The organism is Ralstonia condita (genome assembly GCF_958405655.1).
Classification (GTDB): Bacteria; Pseudomonadota; Gammaproteobacteria; order Burkholderiales; family Burkholderiaceae; genus Ralstonia; species Ralstonia condita.
In genome coordinates, this window is record NZ_CATYWO010000001.1 from 835,031 (window position 1) to 860,016 (window position 24,986).

Annotated in this window: 20 protein-coding genes and 1 pseudogene; 6 read left to right on the plus strand and 15 right to left on the minus strand. The window is 62.8% G+C overall.

Features of this window, described 5'->3' with window-relative positions; genetic code table 11:
- Positions 1-51: 51 nt before the first annotated feature.
- From murI to R2N03_RS03915, 4 genes are all read right to left on the minus strand, one after another.
- Positions 52-900: a glutamate racemase gene (murI, locus tag R2N03_RS03900; RefSeq protein WP_316655384.1), complete on the minus strand. Its 849-nt coding sequence runs from the start codon at positions 898-900 to the stop codon at positions 52-54.
- 20 nt (positions 901-920) lie between these two features.
- Positions 921-2,444 (minus strand): fumarate hydratase, encoded by a 1,524-nt coding sequence (locus tag R2N03_RS03905; protein WP_004634356.1) that lies wholly within the window; start codon positions 2,442-2,444, stop codon positions 921-923.
- A 189-nt stretch (positions 2,445-2,633) separates the two neighbouring features.
- Entirely contained in the window at positions 2,634-3,173 is a 540-nt protein-coding gene (locus tag R2N03_RS03910) for a TIGR00645 family protein (RefSeq protein WP_316655395.1), read from the minus strand.
- 84 nt (positions 3,174-3,257) lie between these two features.
- Positions 3,258-4,217: a DMT family transporter gene (locus R2N03_RS03915; RefSeq protein ID WP_316655397.1), complete on the minus strand. Its 960-nt coding sequence runs from the start codon at positions 4,215-4,217 to the stop codon at positions 3,258-3,260.
- A gap of 204 nt (positions 4,218-4,421) precedes the next feature.
- On the opposite strand from R2N03_RS03915, the gene acs reads away from it, so the two are divergent.
- Entirely contained in the window at positions 4,422-6,404 is a 1,983-nt protein-coding gene (gene acs, locus R2N03_RS03920; protein WP_316655399.1) for an acetate--CoA ligase, read from the plus strand.
- A gap of 14 nt (positions 6,405-6,418) precedes the next feature.
- A complete protein-coding gene (locus tag R2N03_RS03925) occupies positions 6,419-8,482 on the plus strand; it encodes a sodium:solute symporter family protein (protein WP_316655401.1) in 2,064 nt (687 codons plus the stop codon).
- Between the two features lie 148 nt (positions 8,483-8,630).
- Here the strand turns inward: R2N03_RS03925 and R2N03_RS03930 are convergent, their stop codons facing one another.
- Positions 8,631-10,172 (minus strand): methyl-accepting chemotaxis protein, encoded by a 1,542-nt coding sequence (locus tag R2N03_RS03930; protein ID WP_316656566.1) that lies wholly within the window; start codon positions 10,170-10,172, stop codon positions 8,631-8,633.
- A gap of 510 nt (positions 10,173-10,682) precedes the next feature.
- Positions 10,683-12,689 carry a CocE/NonD family hydrolase gene (locus tag R2N03_RS03935; protein ID WP_316655403.1) on the minus strand — a complete coding sequence of 669 codons (2,007 nt, stop codon included), beginning with the start codon at positions 12,687-12,689 and terminating at the stop codon, positions 10,683-10,685.
- Positions 12,690-13,203: 514 nt separating this feature from the next.
- Here R2N03_RS03935 and R2N03_RS03940 point away from each other — a divergent pair.
- Positions 13,204-13,512 (plus strand): DUF7696 family protein, encoded by a 309-nt coding sequence (locus R2N03_RS03940; protein ID WP_316655405.1) that lies wholly within the window; start codon positions 13,204-13,206, stop codon positions 13,510-13,512.
- A gap of 281 nt (positions 13,513-13,793) precedes the next feature.
- Here the strand turns inward: R2N03_RS03940 and R2N03_RS03945 are convergent, their stop codons facing one another.
- The 4 genes from R2N03_RS03945 to R2N03_RS03960 all read right to left on the minus strand — a co-directional run bounded on the left by R2N03_RS03945 (position 13,794) and on the right by R2N03_RS03960 (position 18,252).
- A complete protein-coding gene (locus R2N03_RS03945; protein WP_316655407.1) occupies positions 13,794-14,945 on the minus strand; it encodes an ABC transporter substrate-binding protein in 1,152 nt (383 codons plus the stop codon).
- A gap of 297 nt (positions 14,946-15,242) precedes the next feature.
- Positions 15,243-16,733: a methyl-accepting chemotaxis protein gene (locus tag R2N03_RS03950; protein ID WP_316655409.1), complete on the minus strand. Its 1,491-nt coding sequence runs from the start codon at positions 16,731-16,733 to the stop codon at positions 15,243-15,245.
- Positions 16,730-17,023: a hypothetical protein gene (locus tag R2N03_RS03955; RefSeq protein ID WP_316655411.1), complete on the minus strand. Its 294-nt coding sequence runs from the start codon at positions 17,021-17,023 to the stop codon at positions 16,730-16,732. Before R2N03_RS03955 ends, R2N03_RS03950 begins: the two co-directional genes overlap by 4 nt.
- A 191-nt stretch (positions 17,024-17,214) precedes the next feature.
- The gene (locus R2N03_RS03960) at positions 17,215-18,252 is read right to left on the minus strand and encodes an AraC family transcriptional regulator (protein WP_316655413.1); all 1,038 of its coding nucleotides are present in this window, start codon (positions 18,250-18,252) and stop codon (positions 17,215-17,217) included.
- Positions 18,253-18,594: 342 nt separating this feature from the next.
- Here R2N03_RS03960 and R2N03_RS03965 point away from each other — a divergent pair, with 342 nt between their 5' ends.
- Positions 18,595-19,770: a lipase family protein gene (locus R2N03_RS03965; RefSeq protein ID WP_316655415.1), complete on the plus strand. Its 1,176-nt coding sequence runs from the start codon at positions 18,595-18,597 to the stop codon at positions 19,768-19,770.
- A 635-nt stretch (positions 19,771-20,405) separates the two neighbouring features.
- Positions 20,406-21,467, plus strand: coding sequence for an extracellular catalytic domain type 2 short-chain-length polyhydroxyalkanoate depolymerase (locus tag R2N03_RS03970; RefSeq protein ID WP_316655417.1), 1,062 nt, complete (start codon positions 20,406-20,408; stop codon positions 21,465-21,467).
- Here the strand turns inward: R2N03_RS03970 and R2N03_RS03975 are convergent.
- A pseudogene (locus R2N03_RS03975) lies at positions 21,431-21,595 on the minus strand (IS3 family transposase); the annotation flags it as partial. The gene R2N03_RS03970 and the pseudogene R2N03_RS03975 sit on opposite strands and share 37 nt — an antisense overlap.
- A 330-nt stretch (positions 21,596-21,925) precedes the next feature.
- On the opposite strand from R2N03_RS03975, the gene R2N03_RS03980 reads away from it, so the two are divergent.
- A complete protein-coding gene (locus tag R2N03_RS03980; RefSeq protein WP_316655420.1) occupies positions 21,926-22,642 on the plus strand; it encodes a GNAT family N-acetyltransferase in 717 nt (238 codons plus the stop codon).
- A 9-nt stretch (positions 22,643-22,651) separates the two neighbouring features.
- On the opposite strand, the gene R2N03_RS03985 is transcribed toward R2N03_RS03980, so the two are convergent.
- Genes R2N03_RS03985 through R2N03_RS04000 form a run of 4 tightly spaced genes read right to left on the minus strand, consistent with a single transcriptional unit; the run spans position 22,652 to position 24,981 of the window.
- Positions 22,652-23,176, minus strand: a complete 525-nt coding sequence (locus tag R2N03_RS03985) for a 3TM-type holin (RefSeq protein WP_316655422.1) — start codon at positions 23,174-23,176, stop codon at positions 22,652-22,654.
- A 1-nt stretch (position 23,177) separates the two neighbouring features.
- Positions 23,178-23,621 (minus strand): glycoside hydrolase family protein, encoded by a 444-nt coding sequence (locus R2N03_RS03990; RefSeq protein WP_316655425.1) that lies wholly within the window; start codon positions 23,619-23,621, stop codon positions 23,178-23,180.
- Positions 23,618-23,863 (minus strand): hypothetical protein, encoded by a 246-nt coding sequence (locus R2N03_RS03995; protein WP_316655427.1) that lies wholly within the window; start codon positions 23,861-23,863, stop codon positions 23,618-23,620. The genes R2N03_RS03990 and R2N03_RS03995 overlap by 4 nt, the downstream gene beginning before the upstream one ends.
- 35 nt (positions 23,864-23,898) lie before the next feature.
- On the minus strand, positions 23,899-24,981 hold the full coding sequence (locus tag R2N03_RS04000; RefSeq protein WP_316655428.1) for a hypothetical protein: 1,083 nt from the start codon (positions 24,979-24,981) through the stop codon (positions 23,899-23,901).
- Positions 24,982-24,986: the final 5 nt, after the last annotated feature.

Genomic DNA, 24,986 nt, shown 5'->3' on the forward strand with positions numbered 1-24,986 from the left:
CCAAGACGACAGCGCCGCCTTTCAGGGCGGTGTTGTTGTATCTGAGCGGCGTTATTCCGGTTGAGAAGCGAGCGATGCCACGGCCGGGCTCAGGGGCGCATCGCCGATGTCGACACGCTGTGCCATCGGTGCCTCTCCGAGCAATGCAGCCACCATGGCTTGCAGCGGAAGCACGTCGCCGGTGCTCATGAAGCGGGGCGATGCGGCTGGGCCCGCTGCCTGCAATCCCGCCGCCGCGAGCGTGCGGCCCAGATGGCGCGCGACGGCGTGGCCGGTGTCGATCAACGTCAGACGATCGCCCGCGATCTCGCGGATGGCGTCTTCCAGAAACGGGTAGTGCGTGCAGCCGAGCACCAACGTGTCGGCGTTTGCGTCCAGCATCGGTTGCAGATACGCCCGCAGCAGCTCCAGCACCGCAGGCGAGTGGGTATCGCCACGTTCGATCAGGGGGACGAGCCCGTAGCCGGGTTGGCTTAGCACTTTGCAATCGCCCGAGGCAGCCGCCAGCAGGCGTGCAAATTTTTCGCTGCGCAGCGTGCTTTCGGTCGCGAGCACGCCGACCACACGACTCTTCGATGTGGCAACCGCTGGCTTCAAGCCCGGCTCGACGCCAATCACCGGCACCGCGAGTTTTTCGCGTAGCACGTGCACGGCTTGCGCCGTGGCGGTGTTGCACGCGATCACCAACGCCTTGCAGCCCTGGTCGACCAGCCATTCGCACACGCGCAGCGTGCGATGGGCAATGTATTCGGGAGATTTTTCCCCGTACGGGGCATGGCGGGAATCCGCCAGATAGAGAAGCGATTCGGCCGGCAGTTCGGCGCGAATCGCGCGCAGGACGGAGAGCCCTCCGAGGCCGGAATCAAAGACCCCGACCGGTGCCTGCGCGCGTGTCGTCATATTGAATATGAGTGAACGGATCAGCCTGCTGCGACCGGAATCTTGCCGATCTTCGCCTGCCATTCCGCCGGGCCGGTCTTGTGGACCGACGTGCCCGAGCTATCGACGGCGACGGTCACGGGCATGTCCTTCACGTCGAACTCGTAGATGGCTTCCATGCCCAGGTCTTCGAATGCCAGCACCTTGGAACCACGGATGGCCTTCGACACCAGGTAAGCGGCACCGCCCACGGCCATCAGGTAAGCCGACTTGTGCTTCTTGATGGATTCGATGGCGACCGGGCCGCGCTCGGCCTTGCCCACCATGGCGATCAGACCCGTCTGGGCGAGCATCGTCTCGGTGAACTTGTCCATGCGCGTGGCCGTGGTCGGGCCTGCCGGGCCGACAACTTCATCGCGCACCGGGTCGACCGGGCCGACGTAGTAGATCACGCGGTTGGTGAAGTCGATCGGCAGCTTCTCGCCCTTGGCCAGCATGTCGGCGATGCGCTTGTGTGCGGCGTCGCGACCGGTCAGCATCTTGCCGTTGAGCAGCAGCGTCTGGCCCGGCTTCCACGAGGCAACTTCTTCCGGCGTGAGCGTGTTCAGGTCGACGCGCTTGGAGGTCTCGGTGTTCGGTGCCCACTCGACCTTCGGCCATTGCGACAGGTCCGGCGCTTCCAGCTTGGCAACGCCGCTGCCGTCCAGCGTGAAGTGTGCGTGGCGCGTGGCGGCGCAGTTCGGGATCATCGCCACGGGCAGGTTGGCCGCGTGGGTCGGGTAGTCCAGGATCTTCACGTCGAGCACGGTGGCCAGGCCGCCCAGGCCTTGCGCGCCAATGCCCAGCGCGTTGACCTTTTCGTACAGCTCGATGCGCAGTTCTTCTGCACGGTTGCTCGGGCCGCGGGCGATCAGGTCTTGAATGTCGATCGGCTCCATCAGGGCTTCCTTGGCCAGCAGCATGGCCTTTTCGGCCGTGCCGCCAATGCCGATGCCCAGCATGCCCGGTGGGCACCAGCCGGCGCCCATCGTCGGCACGGTCTTGAGCACCCAGTCGACGATGGAGTCGGACGGATTCAGCATCACGAACTTCGACTTGGCTTCCGAGCCGCCGCCCTTGGCCGCGACGATCACGTCCACCGTGTCGCCCGGCACGATCGACATGTTGATCACGGCCGGGGTGTTGTCCTTCGTGTTGGTGCGCTTGCCGGCCGGATCGGCCAGCACGCTCGCGCGCAACTTGTTGTCGACGTCGTTGTACGCGCGGCGCACGCCTTCGTTGACCATGTCTTCCAGGCTCATCGTGGCGCCATCCCAGCGCACGTTCATGCCCACCTTCAGGAACACGGTGACGATGCCGGTGTCCTGGCAGATCGGGCGCTTGCCTTCAGCGCACATGCGGCTGTTGGTCAGGATCTGCGCGATGGCATCCTTGGCGGCCGGGCTCTGCTCCTGCTCATAGGCGCGGCCCAGAGCAGTGATGTAGTCCATCGGGTGGTAGTAGCTGATGTACTGCAGGGCGTCGGCGACGCTCTGGATGAGGTCTTCTTGACGAATGACGGTCATGGTGGGGGACCAACGTATAGGAATGAAAAGCCGGTGCGGCAGGGCAGCGGTCGGTGACCTTCACTCCCCGCCTGTGGCCTGGACGGCGGGCGCCGCAGGCTCAGAACAGCCTGAGATCATACACCCAATGTCGGGCGCGGATTGTCCGATCGCGTTCGTCGGAATCGCCGCGCCAACAAGGGCGCAGCGTCAATGTGCGTCGGCAGCCTCGCCGTGCGGATGCGCGTGCGAAACGATGCGATCCACCCACGCCATCACCAGCGCAGACACAAGGAATGCCACGTGGATGAGCACCTGCCACAGGATCGTGTGCGTGTCCTTCTGGGCCGCGTCGATGAACGTCTTGAGCAGGTGGATCGACGAGATGCTGATCAGCGCCATCGACAGCTTCACCTTCAGCACGCCCGCGTTGACGTGGTCCAGCCACTCGGGCTCGTCCTCATGGCCCTCGATGCCGAGCTTGGACACGAAGATGTCGTACCCGCCGATGATCACCATGATCAGCAGGTTGGAGATCATCACGACATCGATCAGGCCGAGCACGGCCAGCATGATCTTGGTTTCGTCGAGTTCTGTCACATGCGAGACCAGATGCCAGACCTCGATCACGAACAGGTACACGTAGGCCGCCTGCGCAATGATCAAGCCGAGGTACAGCGGCAGTTGAAGCCAGCGGGAAAAGAAAATCAGCCGGGGAATGGGCCGCAGCGGAGCGATGGGCGACTTCATGTGGAATGGGGCGGGTAAAAGGGCGCGATTGTATCGATCCCGGTTTGCGAATTCGCTTACGGGGCAGCGCCTGCGGCAATCGCGTTATTCCCGATCGAGAGACGGATCAAGCGGATCCAATGGGTCCGCCACGCGCCGAGGGCGCACCGGGTGCCGGGGGCGTGCAGGCCAGCTTGCGACCAGGATGCCCGCGACCACACACGCCAGTGCCACGCCGTGCGGCCAGCCCGGCGTCTCGCCCAGCGCGACGATGCCGTAGGTGGCGGCCGCAATCGGCAGCACGGAGGTGAAGACGCCCGCAAGATGCGCCGGCACATGGCGGATGCCTTTCATCCACAGCCAGAACGAAAAGATGCTGGCCGCGAGGGCATACCAGACCACCAGCGCCCAGATGGAGAGCGGCACGCTCGCCACATCGAACGTCAGGAGGGGCACGAGGCCCAGCGGCAGCATCAGCAGTGCGCCGATCAGGTGCGTGTACGCGCAGATCTCGATGGCGGGAAGGGTTTGTGTCAGGCGCCGTGACAGGATCACGTAGATCGACTCACACAGCACGGCGCCCATCACGAGCGCATTGCCGAGCAACGCCTCCGAAGCATCCCCGGGTGCCCCCGCTGACGATTCGCCGCCGCGATAGGCATTGAGCAATGCCACGCCTGCCACCGCCAGCACGACAGATACCAGTGTCCGTCCCGATGGCTTCTCGCGCAGCACGAGCCACGACAGCAGCGCTACGGCGGCCGGAATCGTGCTGGTGATGATGCCAGCGGCCAGCGCTGATGTCAGCCGCACGCCGTTGAGCATCAGCAGCGTAAAACCGAACGTGCCGAAGAACGCCTGCAGGAAGAGGTTCTTCCACTCGCCGCGCGTCACCTTGCGCATGCGCGAAGGTTTGTACCAGGGTGCCATGCAGACGATGGCGATCAGAAAGCGCAGGAGTGCAAACAGCATCACCGGCATGACGGCGACGATGGACTTGCCGAAGCCGACATTGCTGCCGACCAGTGCCATGGCAGCAATCAGGAAGAGGGCGTGGATGGGCACGATGACGAATGGAATGGAAAGCGGCGCGGGGTGCGGCTCTGAGGCCGATCATGTTGCAGTGCGATGCGCGCCCCTGGATGGGCTGTCGCATTATAGTAATGCCCTTCGCGTCGGTTTGAGGCGTCAGAGTGCGTAAGGCTGGAGTCAGGTCAGCCGCTTAGATTCGCCGCAAAACGATCACAGACATCGCTATCAGGAGACATCATGGCTGGCATTGAATCTGTCCTGCAGGAAACGCGCGTGTTTGACCCGCCCGCGTCCTTTGTCAAACAGGCAAACATCGCCGGCATGGACGCCTACCGCGCCCTGTGCGCCGAAGCCGAACACGACTACGAAGGCTTCTGGGCACGCTTGGCGCACGAGCATCTGCTGTGGCACAAGCCCTTCAGCAAGGTGCTGGATGAATCCAACGCACCGTTCTACAAGTGGTTTGAAGACGGCGAACTCAACGCCTCGTACAACTGCCTCGAACGCAACCTGGAAAACGGCAACGCCGACAAGGTCGCGATCATTTTCGAGACGGACGATGGCAAGGTGTCGCGCGTCACCTACCGCGAACTGCATGCGCGCGTCTGCCGCTTCGCCAACGGCCTGAAGGCCCTGGGCATCAAGAAGGGCGACCGCGTGGTCATCTACATGCCGATGTCGATCGAAGGCATCGTCGCCATGCAGGCGTGTGCGCGCATCGGCGCCACACATTCCGTGGTATTCGGCGGGTTCTCGGCCAAATCGCTGCAGGAGCGCATTGTCGACGTGGGCGCCGTGGCGCTGATCACCGCCGATGAGCAGATGCGCGGCGGCAAGGCGTTGCCGCTCAAGGCCATCGCCGATGAAGCACTCGCCATGGAAGGCACGGAGGCTGTCAAGCACGTCATCGTCTATCGCCGCACCAACGGCAACGTGAACTGGGTGGAAGGCCGCGATCGCGCAATGGACGAGGTCGAGGGCGGCCAGCCCGACACGTGCGAAGTGACCCCGGTGGGCGCGGAACATCCGCTGTTCATCCTCTACACCTCGGGCTCGACGGGCAAGCCGAAGGGCGTGCAGCACAGCACCGGCGGCTACCTGCTGTGGGCGCTGCTGACCATGCAGTGGACCTTCGACCTGAAGCCGGACGACGTTTTCTGGTGCACGGCCGACATCGGCTGGGTGACGGGCCATACCTACATCAGCTACGGCCCGCTGGCTGCAGGCGCCACGCAGGTTGTGTTCGAGGGCGTGCCGACGTACCCGAACGCCGGGCGCTTCTGGGAGATGATCGCCCGCCATAAGGTCAATACGTTTTACACGGCGCCCACGGCGATCCGCTCGCTCATCAAGGCCGCCGAAGCCGACGAGAAGATCCACCCGAAGCAGTACGACCTGTCGAGCCTGCGCCTGCTCGGCACCGTGGGCGAGCCGATCAATCCTGAAGCCTGGATGTGGTACCACACGAACGTCGGTGGCGGCCGTTGCCCCATCGTCGATACGTTCTGGCAAACCGAAACCGGCGGTCACATGATCACGCCGCTGCCAGGCGCCACGCCGCTGGTGCCGGGCTCGTGCACGCTGCCGCTGCCGGGCATCATGGCCGCCATCGTCGATGAAACCGGCCAGGATGTGCCGAACGGGCAGGGCGGCATCCTGGTCGTCAAGCGCCCGTGGCCGTCGATGATCCGCACGATCTGGGGCGACCCGGAGCGCTTCAAGAAGAGCTACTTCCCGGAAGAGCTGGGCGGCAAGCTGTATCTCGCGGGCGATGGCTCGATCCGCGACAAGGACACCGGCTACTTCACCATCATGGGCCGCATCGACGACGTGCTCAACGTGTCGGGCCACCGCATGGGCACGATGGAGATCGAGTCGGCGCTGGTAGCCAACCCGATCGTCGCCGAGGCTGCCGTGGTCGGCCGCCCCGACGACATGACGGGCGAAGCCATCTGCGCGTTCGTGGTGCTCAAGCGCTCGCGTCCTGAAGGTGACGAGGCCAAGCAGATCGCGGCGGACCTGCGCAACTGGGTCGGCAAGGAAATCGGTCCGATTGCCAAGCCGAAGGACATCCGCTTTGGCGACAACCTGCCCAAGACGCGCTCGGGCAAGATCATGCGTCGCCTGTTGCGCTCGCTGGCCAAGGACGAGGACATCACGCAGGACACGTCCACGCTGGAGAACCCGGCCATCCTCGACCAGTTGAAGGAAACCCGCTAACGCTGGTCGCCATCTTGGCCGCCGATCCACAGCAAGACAGCCGCTTTCGCAAGCGGCTGTTTCTGTATTACGGGCTCTATACCGCGGGGCTGCTGCTCTTCATCGCGATGATGGGCGCGATCGAGCGCGTGCGCGGGCCCGGGGTGTGGCTCGGCTATGTGTTCCTCTTTGTCACCATCGCCATCTATGCGTGCATCGGCCTGATCTGCCGCACCGCAGACCTGACCGAGTACTACGTGGCCGGGCGCAGGGTACCCGCGTTCTTCAACGGCATGGCCACCGCCGCCGACTGGATGAGCGCCGCCTCGTTCATCGGCCTGTCGGGCATCGTGTTCGCTTCGGGTTATGAAGGCCTGGCTTACGTGATGGGCTGGACGGGTGGCTACTGCCTCGTCGCCTTCCTGCTCGCGCCTTACCTGCGCAAATTCGGCGGCTACACGGTGCCGGATTTTCTCGCCACGCGCTACGGCAACGGCGAGCGCGGCGGCAGCTCCGTCGTGCGCGGCATTGCCGTGCTCGGCGCCACGCTCTGTTCCTTCGTCTACCTCGTCGCGCAGATCCAGGGCGTGGGACTGGTGGTCACACGCTTCATCGGCGTGGAGTTTTCGGTGGGGGTGTTCTTCGGGCTGGCCGGGATTCTGGTGTGCTCGTTCCTGGGCGGCATGCGCGCCGTCACCTGGACCCAGGTGGCGCAGTACATCATCATGATCGTGTCGTTTCTGGGCGTGGTCGGGCTGATCGGCTGGCATCGGTATCACGATCCGCTGCCGCAGTTCTCGACCGGACACCTGCTGCGTCAGATCGAGAAGGAGGAGCAGCGCATTGCACATGACCCGGCGGAGCAGGGCGTGCGCGACCACTTCCTGAACGAGGCACAGGCGCTTCAGGACCGCATTGCAGGCTTGCCGCAGTCTTTTGTGGATGCGCGCGAGGCGTTGAATACCCGATTGACGCTCGCCCGCGAGCGCAACGCACCGCTGCGCGAGATCAAGGCGCTCGAACGTGCACGCGAGGAGTTTCCGCCCGATGCCAACACCGCTGCGTTCATGTGGAACCAGCAGCGCGAGGATGCGCTCGCGCGCAGCCGCATGGAGCCCCCGTCCGCCGAGCCGTTTCCGTCGAAATCCGAAGCGGAGCGCGGCACCGAGCGGCTGAACTTCGTATTGCTCGTCTTTTGCCTGATGGTGGGCACGGCCAGCCTGCCGCATATCCTCACGCGCTTTCACACCACGCCGTCCGTGCGGGAGACGCGCAACTCGGTGAGTTGGACGCTGTTCTTCGTCGTGCTGCTCTATGTGTCGGCTCCCGCTCTGGCGGCACTGGTCAAGCTGGACCTGCTGCAGCACCTGGTGGGCGCGCCGTTTGCCGATCTGCCGCAGTGGATCGTGCCGTGGCGCAAGGTGGACCCGCCCGTTTTCGCACTGCACGACATCAACGGCGACGGCATCGTGCAGTGGGCGGAAGTGATGATGCAGCCCGACATGATTGTGCTGGCCGCCCCCGAGATCGCGGGCCTGCCCTATGTGGTGTCGGGGCTGATCGCCGCAGGGGCGCTGGCGGCGGCGCTGTCAACCGCCGACGGCCTGCTGCTGACCATTGCCAATGCGCTGTCACACGACGTGTATTTCCACATGATCGACAACACTGCCAGCCACCAGCGGCGCGTGACGGGGGCCAAGGTGGTGCTGCTGGGCGTGGCGCTGCTTGCGGCGTATGTGACCTCGCTCAAACCGGGCAACATCCTCTTCCTGGTCGGCGCGGCGTTCTCCCTGGCAGCGTCGTGCTTCTTTCCGGTGCTGGTGCTGGGGGTGTTCTGGAAACGCACCAACCGCGCCGGGGCCATCGCAGGCATGCTGACGGGGCTGGCCGTGAGCGTGTACTACATCATCGCCAACTATCCATTCTTCACGCGCATGACGGGCGTGCTGGGCCAGCCATGGTTTGGCGTCGACCCGATTGCCTCCGGCGCCTTCGGCGTGCCGGCAGGGTTTGCCGTGGCCATCGTCGTCAGCCTGCTGACCCGGCCGAACCGGCCGGTCATCGATAAGCTGGTCGGCTATATCCGCGATCCTCTGTAGGCGGCGGCCGTTCTGATGCGCGCCCTTGTATCGGGCCGCGTGGGTCCGGCCAGGCGCTCACAAGGGCCGCGATCTGGCAGGCGCGGATGCCAGGAAGGCGAGGGGGCATGGCGTCAGAAGTCGGGCATCAGGCGGTTCCGCACCGCGCCTAAATGCGGAAAAACGCCACCGCCGCGTTGAGTTCCTGCCCCTGATCCTGCAGTGATTGCGACGCCGCGGCCGCTTCTTCCACCAATGCCGCGTTGCGTTGCGTCACTTCATCCATTTGCGAGATGGCCTGGTTGACCTGTTCGATGCCGCGTTTCTGCTCGATCGAGGCCGCCGCAATCTCTTCCATGATGTGCGTGACGCGCGCCACGGCCTGCGTGACTTCCGACATGGTGTGACCGGCTTCGCCCGCCAGCGTGGAGCCATCGTGGATGCGCTCCACCGACGAGGCGATCAGCTCCTTGATTTCCTTGGCCGCCGTCGAAGAGCGCTGCGCGAGGCTGCGGACTTCGCTGGCTACCACTGCAAAGCCGCGGCCCTGTTCACCGGCACGCGCAGCCTCGACCGCGGCATTCAGTGCGAGGATGTTGGTCTGGAAGGCAATGCCCTCGATGATGCCGGTGATGTCGGCAATCTTGCTCGAGCGATCGCTGATGTCCTGCATGGTTGCCACGACCTGGCCGACAACCGTGCTGCCCTGATGCGCCACCTCAGACGCTGTCGCCGCCAGCGCCGTCGCGTGTTGAGCGTTGTCGGCGTTCTGTTTGACCGTGGAGGTGAGTTCTTCCATGCTGGCTGCGGTCTGCTGCAGCGATGACGCTTGCGCTTCCGTACGCTGGCTCAGGTCTGCATTGCCCGCCGCGATCTGCTTGGCGGCTCCGGCCACGCTGGTACTGCCCACGCGCACCTTGTCGACGATCTCCGTGAGTCGGCCGTTCATGTCACGCAGGGCCGAGAGCAGGAAACTCGTCTCGTCTTTGCCGTGGACTTCAATGCGGCTGCTCAGGTCGCCGCGGGCCACGGTCTTGGCAACATCCACGGCCGTGCGGATGGGCCGCGTGATCGAACGGGTGATCACCATGCCCGCGATCACCGCGAGCAACACGGCGCCAATCGACAGGCCGATCAGGATATTGCGCTGCATGCGGTACTGCGCTTCGTAGGCTTGCACGAGCTGCTCCTGACGCTCGTGCGTGTAGGTGGCGTAGGCGCCGGTGGCCTTGATGAGCGCAGCCAGCAGCGGACGGCACTCGTTGTCCATCTTTCGGATAGCGTCTTCGTGCTTGCCGGCGAGCGCCAGCGCCACGATGTCGGTCGCTACCGGTCCATAGCGCATTTCCACGCTGTCAATGTCAGCGACCAGCGCACGCGCGCGATCGTTGGCGTCCTTGGTGTTGGTCACCAGGTCGTTCAGGAGTTTGAGCCGCGCCTTGACGTCCTCATGGGCGCGTGACACCTCGGCTTTTTCCAGCTCCAGATCCTCCGGCGTGACCACCAGTACAAGGTTGCGTGCAGCAATGGCACGCCGATCAACCGCCGTTCGCACGGCGTTGGCCGCATCGGCGCGTGCGTTGATGCCGTGTACGAAATTTGAAAAGCCTTCTGTGGACTCGGAAAGCGCCCGCAATGACATGCCTGATACCACGACGACAATGGCGGCCAGTACGCCAAAACCTGCGGTCAGCTTGGACTTGATGGTCACCTGGGTAAGGTTCACAGCGTCCTCCGGTCTACAAGAATGGTGCGGTCGTGATCGGCATGGCTGGCCTGCGTCGAGTGCGCGGTCGGCAAACCTGCCACCGTGTTGCTGCCGTTGTAGCTGACGTCGAAGCGGATTCGTTATGGAAGCGCCGGCAAAAGCCCATTGGTTGCTTGAGGCGCGCTATAGGGTTGTATCGGCGGGCAGATCAAATCCTGAATAACCATTTTGTTCAGGTTTCTACTTAACTATTTTGAGTTCTGTTGACGGTCGCCGTGGCTTGCGGCTATTGGGCTGTGGGGTGTCAGCCTTCGTGGAATTCCGGATAGTGTGATGGATTTCGCTAATATCACCTCGGGCGAGGCGCATCGCTAATTTGAATAAACCAGACGGCGCTTCCAATGCCGCTTTGAAGCGAGCCGGATGCATTCGATTAGCGATTTCCGCTATCGGTCGAACTGATGAGAGAAAGCCCGCCATGCAGGCGGGCTTCTTCGGACGGATGGAGCGCAGTTACTGCAGAACGGATGCGGGTACGACCGGCAGTACGACCTTCGACGGATGGGCCGCATCGCTGTAGATGGTCAGCACGCCAGCGAGCGAGTTCAGCAACGTTGGCAGCGGTGGCACGCCTTGCGGCAGGTTGCTTGCGCCCACTGCCACCCGCAGCTTGTGGCCGCTCGCGATGAGGGCGCTACTCGGAAACACCTCCACTGGCACCAGAACAGGCTGACCCGGCATCAGCGGTTGTGCGGAGCTTGGCGTGAACGGATGCCACGGCTGGATCATCAGGCCGTTCATGGTGCGCGAGCGGCTGGCATCCACCGCGCGCAGCGAGGCGGTCTGAAGGCCATCGGTGAGCGGCGTGACGTTGCCGGCGGCGTCCACGTCATCGATGCGCACCGATACGCCAGCATCGAGCGCCGTGGTGGAGATCCACACATCGGCCTCGATCGGTCCGTTGATGACCATGTCCGTCTGCATGGGAGGCGTCTCGAACTTCACGTCCGCTGCCTCGGCGAGGGTGTCATCCGTCTGGCAAGGCAGCGGGATGAAGCCGGTCAGGCCCGCGGTCCACTGCGACAGGCTGATCGAGCACGCCCCGTTCAGCGGCACCTGCGGCACCAGGTTGAAGGCCTCGTCAGCAGCCGGCGCCGTGGCGGACAGGGATCTGTCGCCGCGCAGGAACAAGGGCAGCGCTTGCACCTGCGGATGGGGCCAGTCGGTCGCCGTGGCGTAGTGGCCATAGCCTGTCATGTACTGCGTGACGTTGGGCAATGCGTCGGCACCGGCGGCCATGCCTTTGACATACTGATCGAACCATTGCAACTCGATGTGGTTGAGCGGTGGCACGTCGTCGGCCGGCAGCCCGCTGCCGATCGCCGCCTGCAAGTGCGTCCACGGACCGATCAGGAGCTTGGCGGGGGCCTGTGTCTTGATGGTCTCGTAGGTGAGCGGCTCGCTGCGTTGGAAGAGGTCATGCAGACCGCCCACCACAAAGGTCGGCACCTGGATCTTGCCGTCGGTCTCCAGCGGCGAGCGCGTGGCCCAGAATGCGCCGTCGTAAGCCGTGGCCGTTGTGCCGACCAGCGCTTGCAGCATGGTTGGCAACTGGAAGGTCGTGACCGCAGACACGAGGTGCTGCAGGACCGTCGGTAGACCGATCGCGGGGTCGGTCACCAGCGTCGGGTCGGTCAGGCTCAGCACGGAGACCAGCCCAAACCAGGCCGGAATGAACGTGAGATTGGTCTGGCCTCCGGTGAAGACGATGTCGCGGTAGCCGTCGCCAATGGGCACGATGGGAAACGCCGCCTTGACCGCCGGGTGGTTTTGCGCCGCCGTGATCACCGTTGTGATGCCGAGGTACGACACGCCGTACAGGCCGATGGCGCCGTTGCTCCACGGCTGCTGCATGACCCAGTCGACGACATGGCCGTAGTCGCTTTGTTCATCGGCGCCAAACGCATCCCATGAGCCTTGCGATTGGCCCGTGCCGCGCACGTCAACGACGACGGTGGCGTAACCATGCTGGACGATGTATGGATCCGCCGCACCCAGTGCGGCACCGATCGAGGCTTCGTACTGCGCGTTGCCGCCGTTGTACGACGTTTGCACGAGCACCGTCGGAAAGGGGCCGGCCGCCGGGTTGCCAGCGGCGTCGGCTGGCAATGTCACATAAGCGGCGAGCTTGGTGCCGTCGGGCATCGTGACGTACTGGGTCGGTTGTCGTGCGACGCCGGCATATTGCATCGGCGGGTTGTAATCGACCCATCTGGCCCCGGCATTGCTGGTGATCGACGTGCCTGGCTGCGCGAGTGTGGCCCGTGTGCCGAGCGTGGTCCAGTTGGCCGCGCCAGGCACGGCCGACGTTGACGTGGCGTTTGAATCGGCCGGTGCCGTGTTTTGTGTGGCGACGCTTGAAGCGCCATCGCCGCCGCAACCGGACAACGCAAGCGCGGCGCACAGCAGCGGCAAGATCAGCCGGCGAACTGGCCGCGCGCGTAGGGTACCCATCTGCATGGGGTGTCTCCTCTGTACTGTCGTTTCTGTTCTGTGGGGGGGCCGGCATGCCGAGGGGGCGGCACGCGGCAGATCGCTTCCGATCAGGAAGCCGAGCAAGCGAAAGGACCGACGCAGAGACGGGTGGGTGTCACGACCGACCCTGCGTCAGCAGGCTTGGGCAGGGACAGCAAGCAGCAACTGTGCCCGTCGATCTACAGCGCAAGGACCGCATGGCGTCGGCCTTGTGCGCGTGTCTTTGGCGCGAAGCATCGCCGGTGTTACGTAACGTGCGAGGTAACGAGCGATCGTAACGCCGCGCTTCTGAGGCAAAAGAAACGCACCCCACCGATGTGGGGGCGGTCTCCGGAAAGCCACGCCCCGCTTGCGTTTCAAACAGGTGGCGGGCGTTTCCCGGACCGGCGGCGCAGCGGGAAAAATGCGCGCACTCGGATTGGCATGGACGTTGCATGGAACCGTCTAGACACGCCCGGGACAGGGCGCCACGCACAGACCACAGACAGAAGAGGCCACCATGAACCGCACCATCCAGGACGTCGAAATCGCGGCTGCCATCGATTCGGACCTGCTGCGCCGCCGCCAGCAATTCGCCGGTCAACCTGCTGCCTGGCGGGTGTGGTCTGAAGCCGCGCACGTCGCCACGCTGAACGAGCGCGCCCGCATGGCTTTCATCGAACACGTGGCTGCAAGCCGCGGCGCCGACATCGCGCTGCGCCTGCAGATGAAGGCGGAGTCGATCCGCGCGACGGTGATGCAGACATTGCAGACAGGCGGCGATGCAGTTGCGGCGTATGTGACGCAGGGCAACGCTACGTTGCATTGAAACACTGGGGACGGGCCGGCGTGCGCCAGGAGGTGATGGAGAGTGCCATGACGAGGGCGGCATGGATGTTGTTGTCCTCGCGGCGACATCGATCGCTTCAGACTGGCCGGCCTGTAAAACAAAAAGGCCCAGGCAACGCATGCTTGGGCCTCTGATGTTGGCGAAGCGAAGGGGCTGCCGTCCGCCGCCAGAAAATCCCCCACAAAACAGAGCGGAGCGTCTGCCACAGGGCGACCCGCCGTGCATGTGCCATCCGTACCCCGTGATCGCCTTTTGTCGCTTTAGCTGACGATGCGCCCGTTCACGCCGATCATCGCGACGGCGGTGTAGTCAAGGCCACCATGGTTGGCGTGGTCGTAGTGCACGCGTACGCCGCCAAAATCCCGCGTGCCGAACGCCTCGAGGCAATTGATGAAGCTTTCGCGCGTCGGGTTGGCTCCGCATGCGCGCAGCCCCTCCACGATGACCTTGGCGGTCAGGAAACCTTCGATCGCCTCGTAGGTCTGGTTGGTCTTGACGCCGTAGTTGTCATTGATCTCACGGAACTCCTGCACCAGCGGCACCGAGCGCTCGTTGGGGCCTGGCACCACTTGCGTGATCGCCACGCCATGCGAGAGCGGCCCGGCTTTTTCGAAGACGATCTTGGCCGTCGTGACTGAAAGAATCCAGGGCTGTGGCAGTGGCAGGGGGCCGTACTTCGCGTGATAGCGCAGCAGCATGTTCGCCACCGACTGCGGCGAGGTGAACAGCAGTGTCGTGTGGGGTTTGGCCTCGTTGATCTTCTGCACCACAGCGTCGATGTCGTCGCCTTGCACGCTATGCGGAATGATTGAGACGATCTGGGCGCCAAACTTTTGCGCTGCCTCCTGGGCCGATTGTGCGCATGCGGCGCCGAACGCGTTGTCCAGGTGAACCACCGCGATACGCTTCAGCCCGATCGTGGTTGCGTGCTGCACCATCCTGGACACTTCGTCGCTATAGGTTGCGCGTGTGTGGAAGAGCGGGGCGCTTGCCTTACGCACTGCAGGGGCGCCAGTCAGCGTGCCCACGGTCGGTAGGCGGTGCTGCTCGATGAGGGGCAATGCAGCAACCGTGTTGCCGGTGCCGCCCAAGCAGGCAAGTCCGAAGACGTCCTCGTGTAGAAACGCATTGACGTTTGCGGCCGTCTTTTCCGGGATGTAGTTGTCTTCCAGATGCCGCAGCTCCAGCTTGCGCCCGTGAACGCCGCCTTGCGCATTGATATGGTTAAAGCAAGCGAGCAGTCCGTTGGTGTAGTTGTGGTAGCCGTCTCCCCAGATGCTCTCGAAGCCTACCGATTGCCCGAAGACGATTTTGTCGGGGTGTACACCAGGTTCGGTTGCGCGGGCGAGCGGCGCTAGCAGCGTGGCACCCCCGAGCACGGCTGAACTCCGTATGAATTGTCTGCGATCCATGTGCGTCTCCTCTTGTCATTATTTTTGTTGCGAGCGTCAGGAATGGCGCGCGCTTGGGGCATGCCGAACAACCCTGCGCAGGAATGGGCGCGCCGGCGACCTGATCGACGTCAACGCGTTGCGCTTCCCAGCCAATCTGCTTGCGCGCGATGCCACGCGATACGCCGGGACACGGTGCGTGATCGTGCTGCTTGCTGTCTTTGCGAGCCAGGGTGGCAATCCACCTGGAACACCAGGTGCGTGAGCGTGGTGTCCGCAGTCATGACGGCGCGCCGCGCCCGCGGCAGAGCGTCATCATCACTGGCGATAGAAGCCGCACGAGACAACGATGTTGCCGATCCGCTCGAAGTACGTCGTCTTTGGCTGCGACTCGCGTGTGACCGGATGCGGATGCTTGTAATCGACCCAGCCGCTTCCATCTTTGGCGGCTTTCGCGACGATCTCCTTGACGAAGAACCTGCCGTCCGAATCCTTGAACGTGTTGCCGTTGATGCCGACGTATCGCGGGTTGGCTCCGTTTGCGAGGCATTTGCATTCGACGTCGTAGAGACTGCAATACAGGTCTCGGTCCACGAAGCGGCTTTTGTTCAGTTTGCCCACTTCTTCCACCAGCGCGTCCGCACCATGTTCACGCGCGAAGTTGACGGCCTCCTTCACCATCTGTACCGCCTCGTCGCGGGTGCCGAATTCGCCGGCGCCGAGCTTGATCGCGGCAACAGCGAGTGAGAGATGCTGGGCTTGCTCGATCAGGCTGACTGCGGTTTTGGTGGAATCCCCTGCGAGCGTGGTGTTCTTCTGCGTCATCGAGTCGATCTGGGTCATGGCTTCATTCACAGCTACGATCCCATCGCTTTGCTCCTTGCTGGCGGAAGAGATGTCCGCCATCAGGTTCATCAGATTCTGCGTGTTGTTCACGATGCCCTGGATGACGCCGCCAGCTTCCATGACCTGGACGTTGCCTTCGTGGATGCGGCTCACGGAGTCTTCGATCAGGAGCTTGATCTCCTTGGCCGCTGTTGACGCGCGTTGCGCGAGCGAACGCACCTCGGCCGCCACCACGGCAAAGCCACGGCCATGTTCCCCGGCACGCGCAGCTTCGACAGCGGCGTTCAGCGCCAGGATATTGGTCTGGAAGGCGATGCCGTCGATTACGGAGATGATCTCGACAATGCGCTTCGAGCTTTCCATGATCGTGCTCATCGTCTTGACCACGCGGTCAGCCGCTTCGCCGCCATTCTTCGCGGCGTTCGAAGCATGCGTCGAGAGCTGGTAGGCTTGCTCCGCGTTGGCGGCATTCAGTTGAACCGTCGCAGTCAGTTGCTCCATTGTCGACGCTGTCGACTCGAGCGCGCCCGATTGGGTGGTCGTACTCTGCAGCAAAGCATTGCTGTCGGCCGAGATGAAGCTCGATGTTGTTGCGACGGCAGCCGTGCCGGAGCGAACGCGCAAAACGATCTGGAAGAGCGTGTCGGCAATTCCCTGCAGTTCGGCACTGAGCGCTGAGAGACTGCCTTTTTCTGCCTCCCAACGAATGTCCCGCAAGTTACCCGACGCAATGTCTTTGGCGATGGCAACCAACCGATCTACCGGTGTCACAAAGCGGCTCGCGATCCACCACGCGTAGCCGATCACCAGCGCTGCCTGGACGATCGCGATGACCGTCACATACGACCCAGCCTGCGGCGCCCGACTTGCCGTCGCGGCGACCAGTCCGGCTGTCAATGCAACCTGGGTTGCCGCTCCCACGACGATCTTGGTCTTGGCCGCGGCACTGCTTGAATCCTTCATGCTGTCACTCCAATCGAGAATGGTGTTTGATCGAGATCGTCCAGGTATATGTGCTTCATGGCTTCGCTCGGCTCGCTACGAGATGGGAATTCGATGAGATCCCTTGGCGCCAGCGCAAGCCCGGCGTGTTTGCATCCGAGCGCACAGCTTGGCCAATGACAGTTCGATGGTGCTGGGGTGAGCGCCACGTACATCTGCATGCGAGGCGCGCGAACCATTCCATGCGGATGAAACGGCTGCTTATCTTTTGCGCTTGTCATCTCGGCGCGCGCCTCGGGATTCATCGGCATTCCCGCGCAAGCCGATCGCCGCTTTGTCGATCGATACTGGTTCACTCGAGGCGCAAGCGAGCGGGAAGAGTATGCAGGGCGGATGGGCTTTACATCGATACCCCTGGGGCAGGGCAGGGCGAACCACTACGTTGCCCCTCTCTCGCGGACAGCGCATCGGCTGGCGTCATCATTGGGTCGCGAGGACAGGCTCATCGCATGCCCTCGGTCGCATGCGCCGATCTTTGGCGGTATTGTCCGGGCGGCAAGCCGAACCATCGGCGGCACGCGCGAAAGAAGTTGCTTTGATCCACGAAGCCCAGCAAGTCGGCAACTTCTGCCAGGCTGTGCCGTTGGTCGGCGAGGTGCTTATGTGCCAGCTCTCGGCGTGCTTCATCGAGTAGCTGTTGAAACGACGTGCGCTCTGCCTGCAGGCGTCTTTGCAGCGTGCGGTCGGTCAGGGCAAGGCCAGCCGCGATGTCTTCACGGCGCGGCTCGCCCAGGTGCAGCCGGCGTTGAATTTCGCTGGTGACCCGGCTGCGCACGCTAAGGGCGCCCAGGTCAGCGCAGCGCTCTTGCATGAGGCGCCCATGCACGTCCAGCAAGGATGGGTTGTGCGAGGGGAGGGCTCTGTCCAGGTCCTGTTGCGCCAGCAGCAGTCTGGTGCGGGGCTGTCCGAAGCGCAGCGGACAGCCAAACGCGCGCTGATACGGAGCGATGTTGGCTGGGTCACCTGCCACGAACTCCGCGCACAGTGGGTGGATGGTTTGGCGTGTCAACCACTCGCACCAGGCAAGGATCGACAGCAGTCCGTATTCCTGCCGCTGGCGCGGAACCCGCAGCGTGTTGCCGACGTGCCCGAGCACCAGCCAACAGTGCCGCCCCTCCGGCGCAAGTTCGAATGTGGCGGCGTTGGAAATCACCGCCATGTATAGGGCCAACGTCTGCAGGCTTGTGCGCAGATCGGAGCTGGCGAGCATCGCATAGCCCACCACATCGAGGTCGACATGCCTGGCCGCCAGTTGCCGGTCCAGACCCAGCACGGGATTGCCCGAGCACTCCACGGCCACATCCCATAGACGCGTGATCTGGTCAGCACCGAATCGTGCGTCGGGCCTGCCGAGCAGGTCCTTATCAATGCCGACATCCGCGAGTAGGCGCGAAACGTCCAGTCCTTCGGACGCAAACATGTTGGTCACGCCCTTGAGCCAGGCGGACGAGCTGCCCCGGGTCACGGTCAGGGTTGGCATGTTCAAGTCATTCAATTGGCTGGGTTGGGATAGTGGTACGCCCGCGTTTGATTCCTAGACTGGCGCACGATCACGATGAAATCGTGCGGGGTATTTCAAGAGAATTTACTCGGCTGTACAAGTCGAGACTTACCCGGAAGAAACGAAGGCGGCGAACGCACACTGCGGCGGCCAAGAGATAGAGGCGAAGGCATGCATCCTGTAACGACCAACTCTTCACGCAAGAGCCGCGCAGTCTGGACGCTTGTGCGCGTCGTTGCTGCAACCCTGATCGGGTGCCTTGGCGCTTGTGGAGGCGGAGGGAGTGATGGCGCACAGACAGCAACACCGCTCGCGGTGACGGTGCCGTTTCCCCCCGCGCCCGATAACGATCCGTTTTACCAACAGCCCAACCCGCTGCCCAACGTACCACCAGGCACGATCCTCAAGTCGCGCTCCGTGACGTTTGCGCCCGTGGCGGGTACCCCGTTGCCGAACGCTGCGTGGCAATTGCAGTTCATGTCGAGCGATACGGACGGACGTCCGATTGCGGCAGTAGCCACGGTGGTCAAGCCGCAATCCCCAGCGCCTGGCGTCGCTCCGCTGGTTGCGTACCAGTATGCGGAGGATGCGCTTGGCAATCAGTGCGCGCCGTCGCATACAACGACAGGCTTCACCGGCGACCGCAATAGCCAGGCAGAGAGCTCACTTCCGCTCGTAGGCTTGAACACGATGGGCTGGACGCTGGTCTATCCGGACCACGAGGGACCCAGCTCGTCGTATGCGGCCGGCCGGCTCGCCGGGCAGATTACGCTCGACAGCATCCGTGCGGCTGAACAATTTGCTCCGCTCGGACTCGATGTGCACACGCCGGTTGGGATGTGGGGCTACTCGGGCGGCGCCATTGCAACTTCCTGGGCAGCGTCCTTGCAGCCCCGCTATGCGCCAGAGCTGAATATCGTTGGCGCTGCCTCGGGCGGGACGCCCGCAGATGTCCTCGGCGTCCTGCGCAATGTCGATACCAACCCGGCCATCAGCGCTGCCTTCTTTTCACTCATCTTGTCCGCGGCAGAAGGCGTCAATCGTGCCTATCCACAGTTCCTGACGCCAGTACTCAACGCGAGAGGCCAGAGTGCGTTCACTTCACTGGCCAACGGTTGTGTGGGGGACACGTCGGACGGCTCGCTTGCTCCGACGGGCCATTTTGCTGATTACACGACTATCCCCGATCCGCTCAATAACCCCACGGTGACCGCTGTCGGTCCGCTGATCTCGCTACCGAGTTCCGGTGAGACCCCGACAATCAATATGTTTGTCTATCACTCGCAGACCGACGAGCTGATCCCGATTGCGGGTGCGGATGCGATGGTCAGCAATTGGTGCGCAGCGGGTGCACACGTCAACTACTATCGTGATCCGGTCGGTGGCGATCACATCAGCTATCTGGTAGCCGGCGCACCAAGCGCATTGCAGTATTTGTCCAGCCGCTTTGCGGGAGGCGCACCAACGGTTCCCGCCGGCACGCAGACATGCAACTAGGTCCTTGAAGCAGTAGCCTGAGGAACGGTAGGTGAGATGGAGGGGGAGACAATTGAGTGCCGCCCTGGCCGCCCCCTCACGTTCGGATGATGTTTCTCCGAAGGGTCGATGAAGCGTGAGCCATGCGTCGGCGCGATCGTGCGGCGCATGCCACGGGCGACGATGTCGTGCAGTCAATCCGTTTGGCGTGTTGGCCAGTGGGTTGGTCAGCGGGATCGCAGCGGTCCGGTGATTCCACTGTCCCCTGGGTCTTCATGCACCAGGGGGAGTGGGCGGATCTCGGTGAAGCCTGGTCGCTCTGGTACGTTCGCCGGTGATGCGACAAGCCTTGCGCCGCGTCGGTCAGTTGATGTAACGGTAGCCCCGCAGTGTTGCCGCTTCCTCACAGTGGACCTCGACGTGGCTTCGATCGCCGGTGCGTGGGACGTTTCATTGGCTGCTGTCGCGCAAACGTTGGGGCAAGCCCTGAGGCTCGCATCACGACGGCAAGCACGGCGGGCCAACCCTACTTGTTCTGTTCGTCCACGCGGAATAACGTCAGACAGTTGATCAGGACGTGCGATGCGTCCGGTGGTGGATTCGAGGAGGTGACAGTGATGAGGATGACTCCAGGCCGACGGTTGGCGTCGGTCGCTGTGCTAGCGCTCAGCCTGGCCGGGGTGACGGCGTTAGCCGTCGCTGGCACTTCCGATGCAGGTGGCGGATCGGCCACGACGGTAAGTCTTCAGGGCTATAACATCGACCCGGCGAAGGTCTTTGTCGTGGGTATTTCGTCTGGCGGTTTCGCGGCAGTACAGATGCATGTGGCCCACTCTTCGACCTTCAAGGGGGCTGCTGTCTATGCTGGCGGCGTGTACTGGTGTGCCGGCGCCGGCGGAGCCGCCTCAGCGTTGGCAAACTGCGGAGGCTTGACGCTTCCTTCGAATCAGGCCTCGTACAACAGCACGCTTGCGGTATCCGAGGCGTATCTGGACGCGCAATCATCGCTTGGCACCATCGATCCGGCGACGAATCTGCGTGGACAGCCCGTCTACCTCTGGTCCGGCACGCAAGACGTTGTCGTCAACCCGCTGGAGATGGCCGACCTCAGCTCAGAATATGAGCGTTATGGGGCCAACGTTCACTTCGACAACATGTATCCCGCTGCGCACGGCTGGGAATCGCCTGACGGTGAGCTTGGATGCGGCACACTGGGAAGCCCCTACATGGTGCGCTGCTCGGCGAACGGTGCGGTCTACGACTCCGTCAAGACGTGGCTGACGATGTTCCTCGGCTCATTGAAACCGCGTAACGACGGAGCGCTGTCGGGCACGCTTGCTACATTCGATCAAACGGAGTTCGGCGCGTCCCCGACGGTTTCGATGAGTCCGACGGGGAGCGTTTTTGTTCCGAAAGCGTGCGCCGGGGGCGATCAGTGCGGGCTCGTGCTCGCCCTCCACGGTTGTCTGCAGGAGGCATCGCTTATCGGAAACCGCTGGGTTACCGAGGCCGGCATCAATGCATGGGCCGACACGAACAAACTCGTGGTTGTCTATCCCGACACGATTGCCTCGTCTGCGCCAGGGACGACGAACCCGAATGCTTGCTTTGACTGGTGGGGCTACTCTAATCAATACGACCCGAACTACGCACTCAAGAACGGCTTGCAGATGTCGGTGCTCTACGCGATGGTGCAGCGGGTGACCGGCCGGCCGTAGTCTGCCTCAGCTTCTGCCTGCGGGATGTATCCGATGGGCTCAGGCCGTCGGGTGTGATTGCACCAGTGCACCCATTGCCGGCCGGCCAGCGCCACCGATTCGCTGCGCTTTCACGGCGCCCGGCGGTGTTTCTATCTGGGGGAGGCGCTGCCCAACATCCTACCCACAACGGAGGGTCGGACAATCTGGGAGGCCTAGGGACGAGAGGAGCGCTATTCACCACGAAAGCCGCTGTTTTAGCGGGGTGGCGAGAGCGTTTGGCACTCAGCGAGCGTCGCTGAGGATGAATCCTGGCGGAGAGAGGGGGATTCGAACCCCCGTTGCTCTACGTAGCTACGCCATTTGCAGGAAGATGCTGTGATAAACCGTCGAATTAATCTACAACTAGGCCAGCAGAAAAGGCTTGCCGGTTACCACCTGTGGCATCCTAACGGCCGCAAAAGAACAAGGAGAACAGCATGCAGGACCAGCACGCACAATTTCGCCATGCGAACAGCACGACTTCAGCCGAAGAGCTGGCGCGCCTTGCAAAAGATGGCGATCCGGTCATCCGTGGCGCCGTTGCGGCCAACCTGGCGACATCTGAAAATGTGATTCATGAGCTTGCCAAGGATGCTGATCCAGACGTCGCTCAGATCGCAGAGGCTCGGGCACTTCGCATCTCTGGAAAGAACTTGGTGCTCCGGGCAGCCCGCCCATCGGATGCTGCTTTCATTCTTAGCCTGCGCCTGAACGCCGCGAAAAACCGCTTCATCAGTTCGGTATCTCCAGATGTCCAGAAGCAGGCCGACTATCTGCGCGGCTACGTGGAGCGCGAGGCTATCGGGATCGAGTACTACTTCATCATGGAAGACAAGGAAGGAAACGCCCTTGGCACCGTTCGGCTATACGACTTCCAAGGTGATTCGTTCTGCTGGGGTAGCTGGCTGACAGTGCCGGATGCACCGAGCTTTGCAGCCATCGAGTCCGCGCTGTTGGTCTACGATTTCGCCTTCGACTCGCTGGGTTTCCAGCGCTCGCACTTTGATGTGCGCAAGGGCAATGAAAAAGTGATCGCCTTCCACACTCGATTCGGCGCCAAGGTGACCGGAGAAACCGAACTGGATCTCCTGTTCAGTTTCTCCAAAGAGTACTACCAAGTTACCCGAGCGAAGTATCGGAAGTACGCGGCTTAAGCGCGCATCCTATCCTCGAGCATCCGTTTTGACATTCGGATCAGCTTGCATCTTGCCGCGCCAGAACGAGGCCACGCCAAGGATAGAACCAAGCATGATCCACACGGATTCAGGTACGGAGGGAACCGGGATCTTGGCCAGCGGCAAGATGAAATAGTCCCCGAAGACCATGAAGCCCGTGATGAAGCCGATGAACGGGCGCCATGCATACGTGGGCCAGTGATCGGCTTTTGTCTCGGCTTGGATGGAAGTGTTGACCGTGGAAAGCTGGGCAGTCTCGGCTTGCAGGCGGTTGCTCTCTGCGGTTACGGCAAGCTCGCGCAAGCGAACCGATTGCTCGGATTCGATCTGCTTGAGCTTGATGAATGCATCGGGGTTGGTTGCTAGGGCTGCCGAGATTTGCGCCGGGTCATTTCCCGTTCCAAGCGCCGAAGCAATAAGACCACCAACAGCAGCACCAGCGGGGCCGCCAAGCAGGCCACCAAGTATCGGAGCGGCTTTCGCAACGTCTGCCGCAAGGTCTTTCCATTCCATTTCATGCTCCTTCTTCCATCATCTTGGCGAGACGCTCGCCGCGAGCGCCCACCTGGCGATACCACTTCGACGCACGCATCCCGGCTGCCGCCAAGTCGTACTTGGCGAAGTGCATTGCATCCAGCGTGTTCTTGAACTGAGACAGCGTGCCCCAGCCCATGTTGAAACACATGTTGGCCAGCGCGCGCTGTCGCGGTTCCTCCATTGCGCGCCACCAGTTGGCATACTCGTCAAGCGCGGCGACAGCGGCGGCCATGTCGCGGCGAAGCAGCGCGACTTTCTGCTCCTCCGTCAGTGGCTCGTCAGCCTGCGTATAGGGGTAGTGCGGATCGGCGTCGATGTTGTGGCCATAGCCAATCGTCCACTTGCCAACCGTGTCCTGATAGCGCCGATCCCGGCTTCCTTCATCGCGCTTGAGATCGGCTTCAAGAAGATCGAAGTTCATGGCTTGTCTGCCTTGCCATCGAGCTTGTCTTCAATACGGTCCAGCTTCTTGAAGATCGCATCTGTGACGGCCTGGAAGTCGTCGCGTCGGATGTAATCCTTGGCGAGTTGCAGCGCGAGATCGGTCATCTCTTTGCGAACATCGCCAAGTTCCGTATGCGCAGAGTCGATACGGCCGTAGGTGCGGCTCAGCAAAAACCCGAGCAACGCGATGATGCTGCCACCGGCAATCTGGATAATCATGCTCATCTCCATGCCTCCCTCCCTATCGATGGTTGTTATCGAACGCGACGCGCGCGGATGAATCCATCGCCCTGCATCGTGCTCGTGCCAAAGTTGGCTACGCCGACGCAATAGGTCGTTGTGGTCGCGGCGATGCTGATGCGGGTAGTCGGCGCCGGGATGTAGTTGTTGCTGCCCGTGTTGTAATTGGCCTGGATGTAGTTGATCGTGCCGAGCGCACCCAGACTCGCTGAGGTGGTACTGACGCTCACGGCCAATCCGGTAATCACGGTCGTGCCTGCCGGATGGAATAGAGCGCTGCACTCGACATCCCAATCGCCAGCCGTGAGCGAGATCGACGTGAGATTGGCGCCGGCACCATTCGACATCGAGGTGTTAGTCGTCGTGGCCGTCTGGTACTCGCCGAAGCTGCCCGCATTGGCGTTGTTGTTCGTCGTCGTGCCAACGATGCCGGCCGTCTGCGAAGGCGTGATCGTGCTGCTGGCGGTAATCGTCGTTGCAGCGACGGGCCGCGCCGTCGTGCTACCAAAACCAGCGACAGGGGGTGCCGCGAACTCCCCCTCTACAAATGCCGTTGTGGAGAGCTGCGTGGTGTTGGTGTTGCCAGCAGCAGTGGGCGCGGTGGGCGTGCCGGTCAGCGCTGGCGACGCAAGCGGGGCGTATGGGCTCAGCAGGCTCGTAAATCCCGCGCCACTCACCGTGCTGCTGGCGGTCAGCGTGGTGAATGCGCCGCTGCCGGCAGTCGTACCACCGATGGCACCAGGCGCCGCGAAGGTCGCGCCGCCGAGCGTGGCAGCATTGATACCTGAGTTGCACGAGAACCCTGTGCCGCTCGTCCACAGCAGAGCATTGGTGGCAGCGCTGCAACTGGGTACGGCCAATGCCGTAGGCGCCGCAGTGCTTGCGGTGCCGTTGCCAAGCACCGTGTTCGCACCCTGTGTGGCAAGGCCAGTTAGAGGAACCGCCTGCCATGTCGGCGCGCTGGTGGCGCCATTCGAGATGACAGCTTGGCCAGCCGTTGACCCTGCCGGGTTCAGCAATTGCACGGGGTTGAGCGTCGTCGCTGCAGCAAATGCCGAGAGAGCCAGACCCAGGATGAATGTCGAAAATCGTTTCATGGTTG

What these genes read in the sequence shown, in the direction of transcription:
- murI (WP_316655384.1), bottom strand. Translation starts at nt 900, where the DNA reads ATGACGACACGCGCGCAGGCACCGGTCGGGGTCTTTGATTCCGGCCTC.
- R2N03_RS03905 (WP_004634356.1), bottom strand. Translation starts at nt 2,444, where the DNA reads ATGACCGTCATTCGTCAAGAAGACCTCATCCAGAGCGTCGCCGACGCC.
- R2N03_RS03910 (WP_316655395.1), bottom strand. Translation starts at nt 3,173, where the DNA reads ATGAAGTCGCCCATCGCTCCGCTGCGGCCCATTCCCCGGCTGATTTTC.
- acs (WP_316655399.1), top strand. Translation starts at nt 4,422, where the DNA reads ATGGCTGGCATTGAATCTGTCCTGCAGGAAACGCGCGTGTTTGACCCG.
- R2N03_RS03935 (WP_316655403.1), bottom strand. Translation starts at nt 12,689, where the DNA reads ATGCAGATGGGTACCCTACGCGCGCGGCCAGTTCGCCGGCTGATCTTG.
- R2N03_RS03940 (WP_316655405.1), top strand. Translation starts at nt 13,204, where the DNA reads ATGAACCGCACCATCCAGGACGTCGAAATCGCGGCTGCCATCGATTCG.
- R2N03_RS03945 (WP_316655407.1), bottom strand. Translation starts at nt 14,945, where the DNA reads ATGGATCGCAGACAATTCATACGGAGTTCAGCCGTGCTCGGGGGTGCC.
- R2N03_RS03950 (WP_316655409.1), bottom strand. Translation starts at nt 16,733, where the DNA reads ATGAAGGATTCAAGCAGTGCCGCGGCCAAGACCAAGATCGTCGTGGGA.
- R2N03_RS03955 (WP_316655411.1), bottom strand. Translation starts at nt 17,023, where the DNA reads ATGCCGATGAATCCCGAGGCGCGCGCCGAGATGACAAGCGCAAAAGAT.
- R2N03_RS03960 (WP_316655413.1), bottom strand. Translation starts at nt 18,252, where the DNA reads ATGCCAACCCTGACCGTGACCCGGGGCAGCTCGTCCGCCTGGCTCAAG.
- R2N03_RS03980 (WP_316655420.1), top strand. Translation starts at nt 21,926, where the DNA reads ATGCAGGACCAGCACGCACAATTTCGCCATGCGAACAGCACGACTTCA.
- R2N03_RS03985 (WP_316655422.1), bottom strand. Translation starts at nt 23,176, where the DNA reads ATGGAATGGAAAGACCTTGCGGCAGACGTTGCGAAAGCCGCTCCGATA.
- R2N03_RS03990 (WP_316655425.1), bottom strand. Translation starts at nt 23,621, where the DNA reads ATGAACTTCGATCTTCTTGAAGCCGATCTCAAGCGCGATGAAGGAAGC.
- R2N03_RS03995 (WP_316655427.1), bottom strand. Translation starts at nt 23,863, where the DNA reads ATGATTATCCAGATTGCCGGTGGCAGCATCATCGCGTTGCTCGGGTTT.
- R2N03_RS04000 (WP_316655428.1), bottom strand. Translation starts at nt 24,981, where the DNA reads ATGAAACGATTTTCGACATTCATCCTGGGTCTGGCTCTCTCGGCATTT.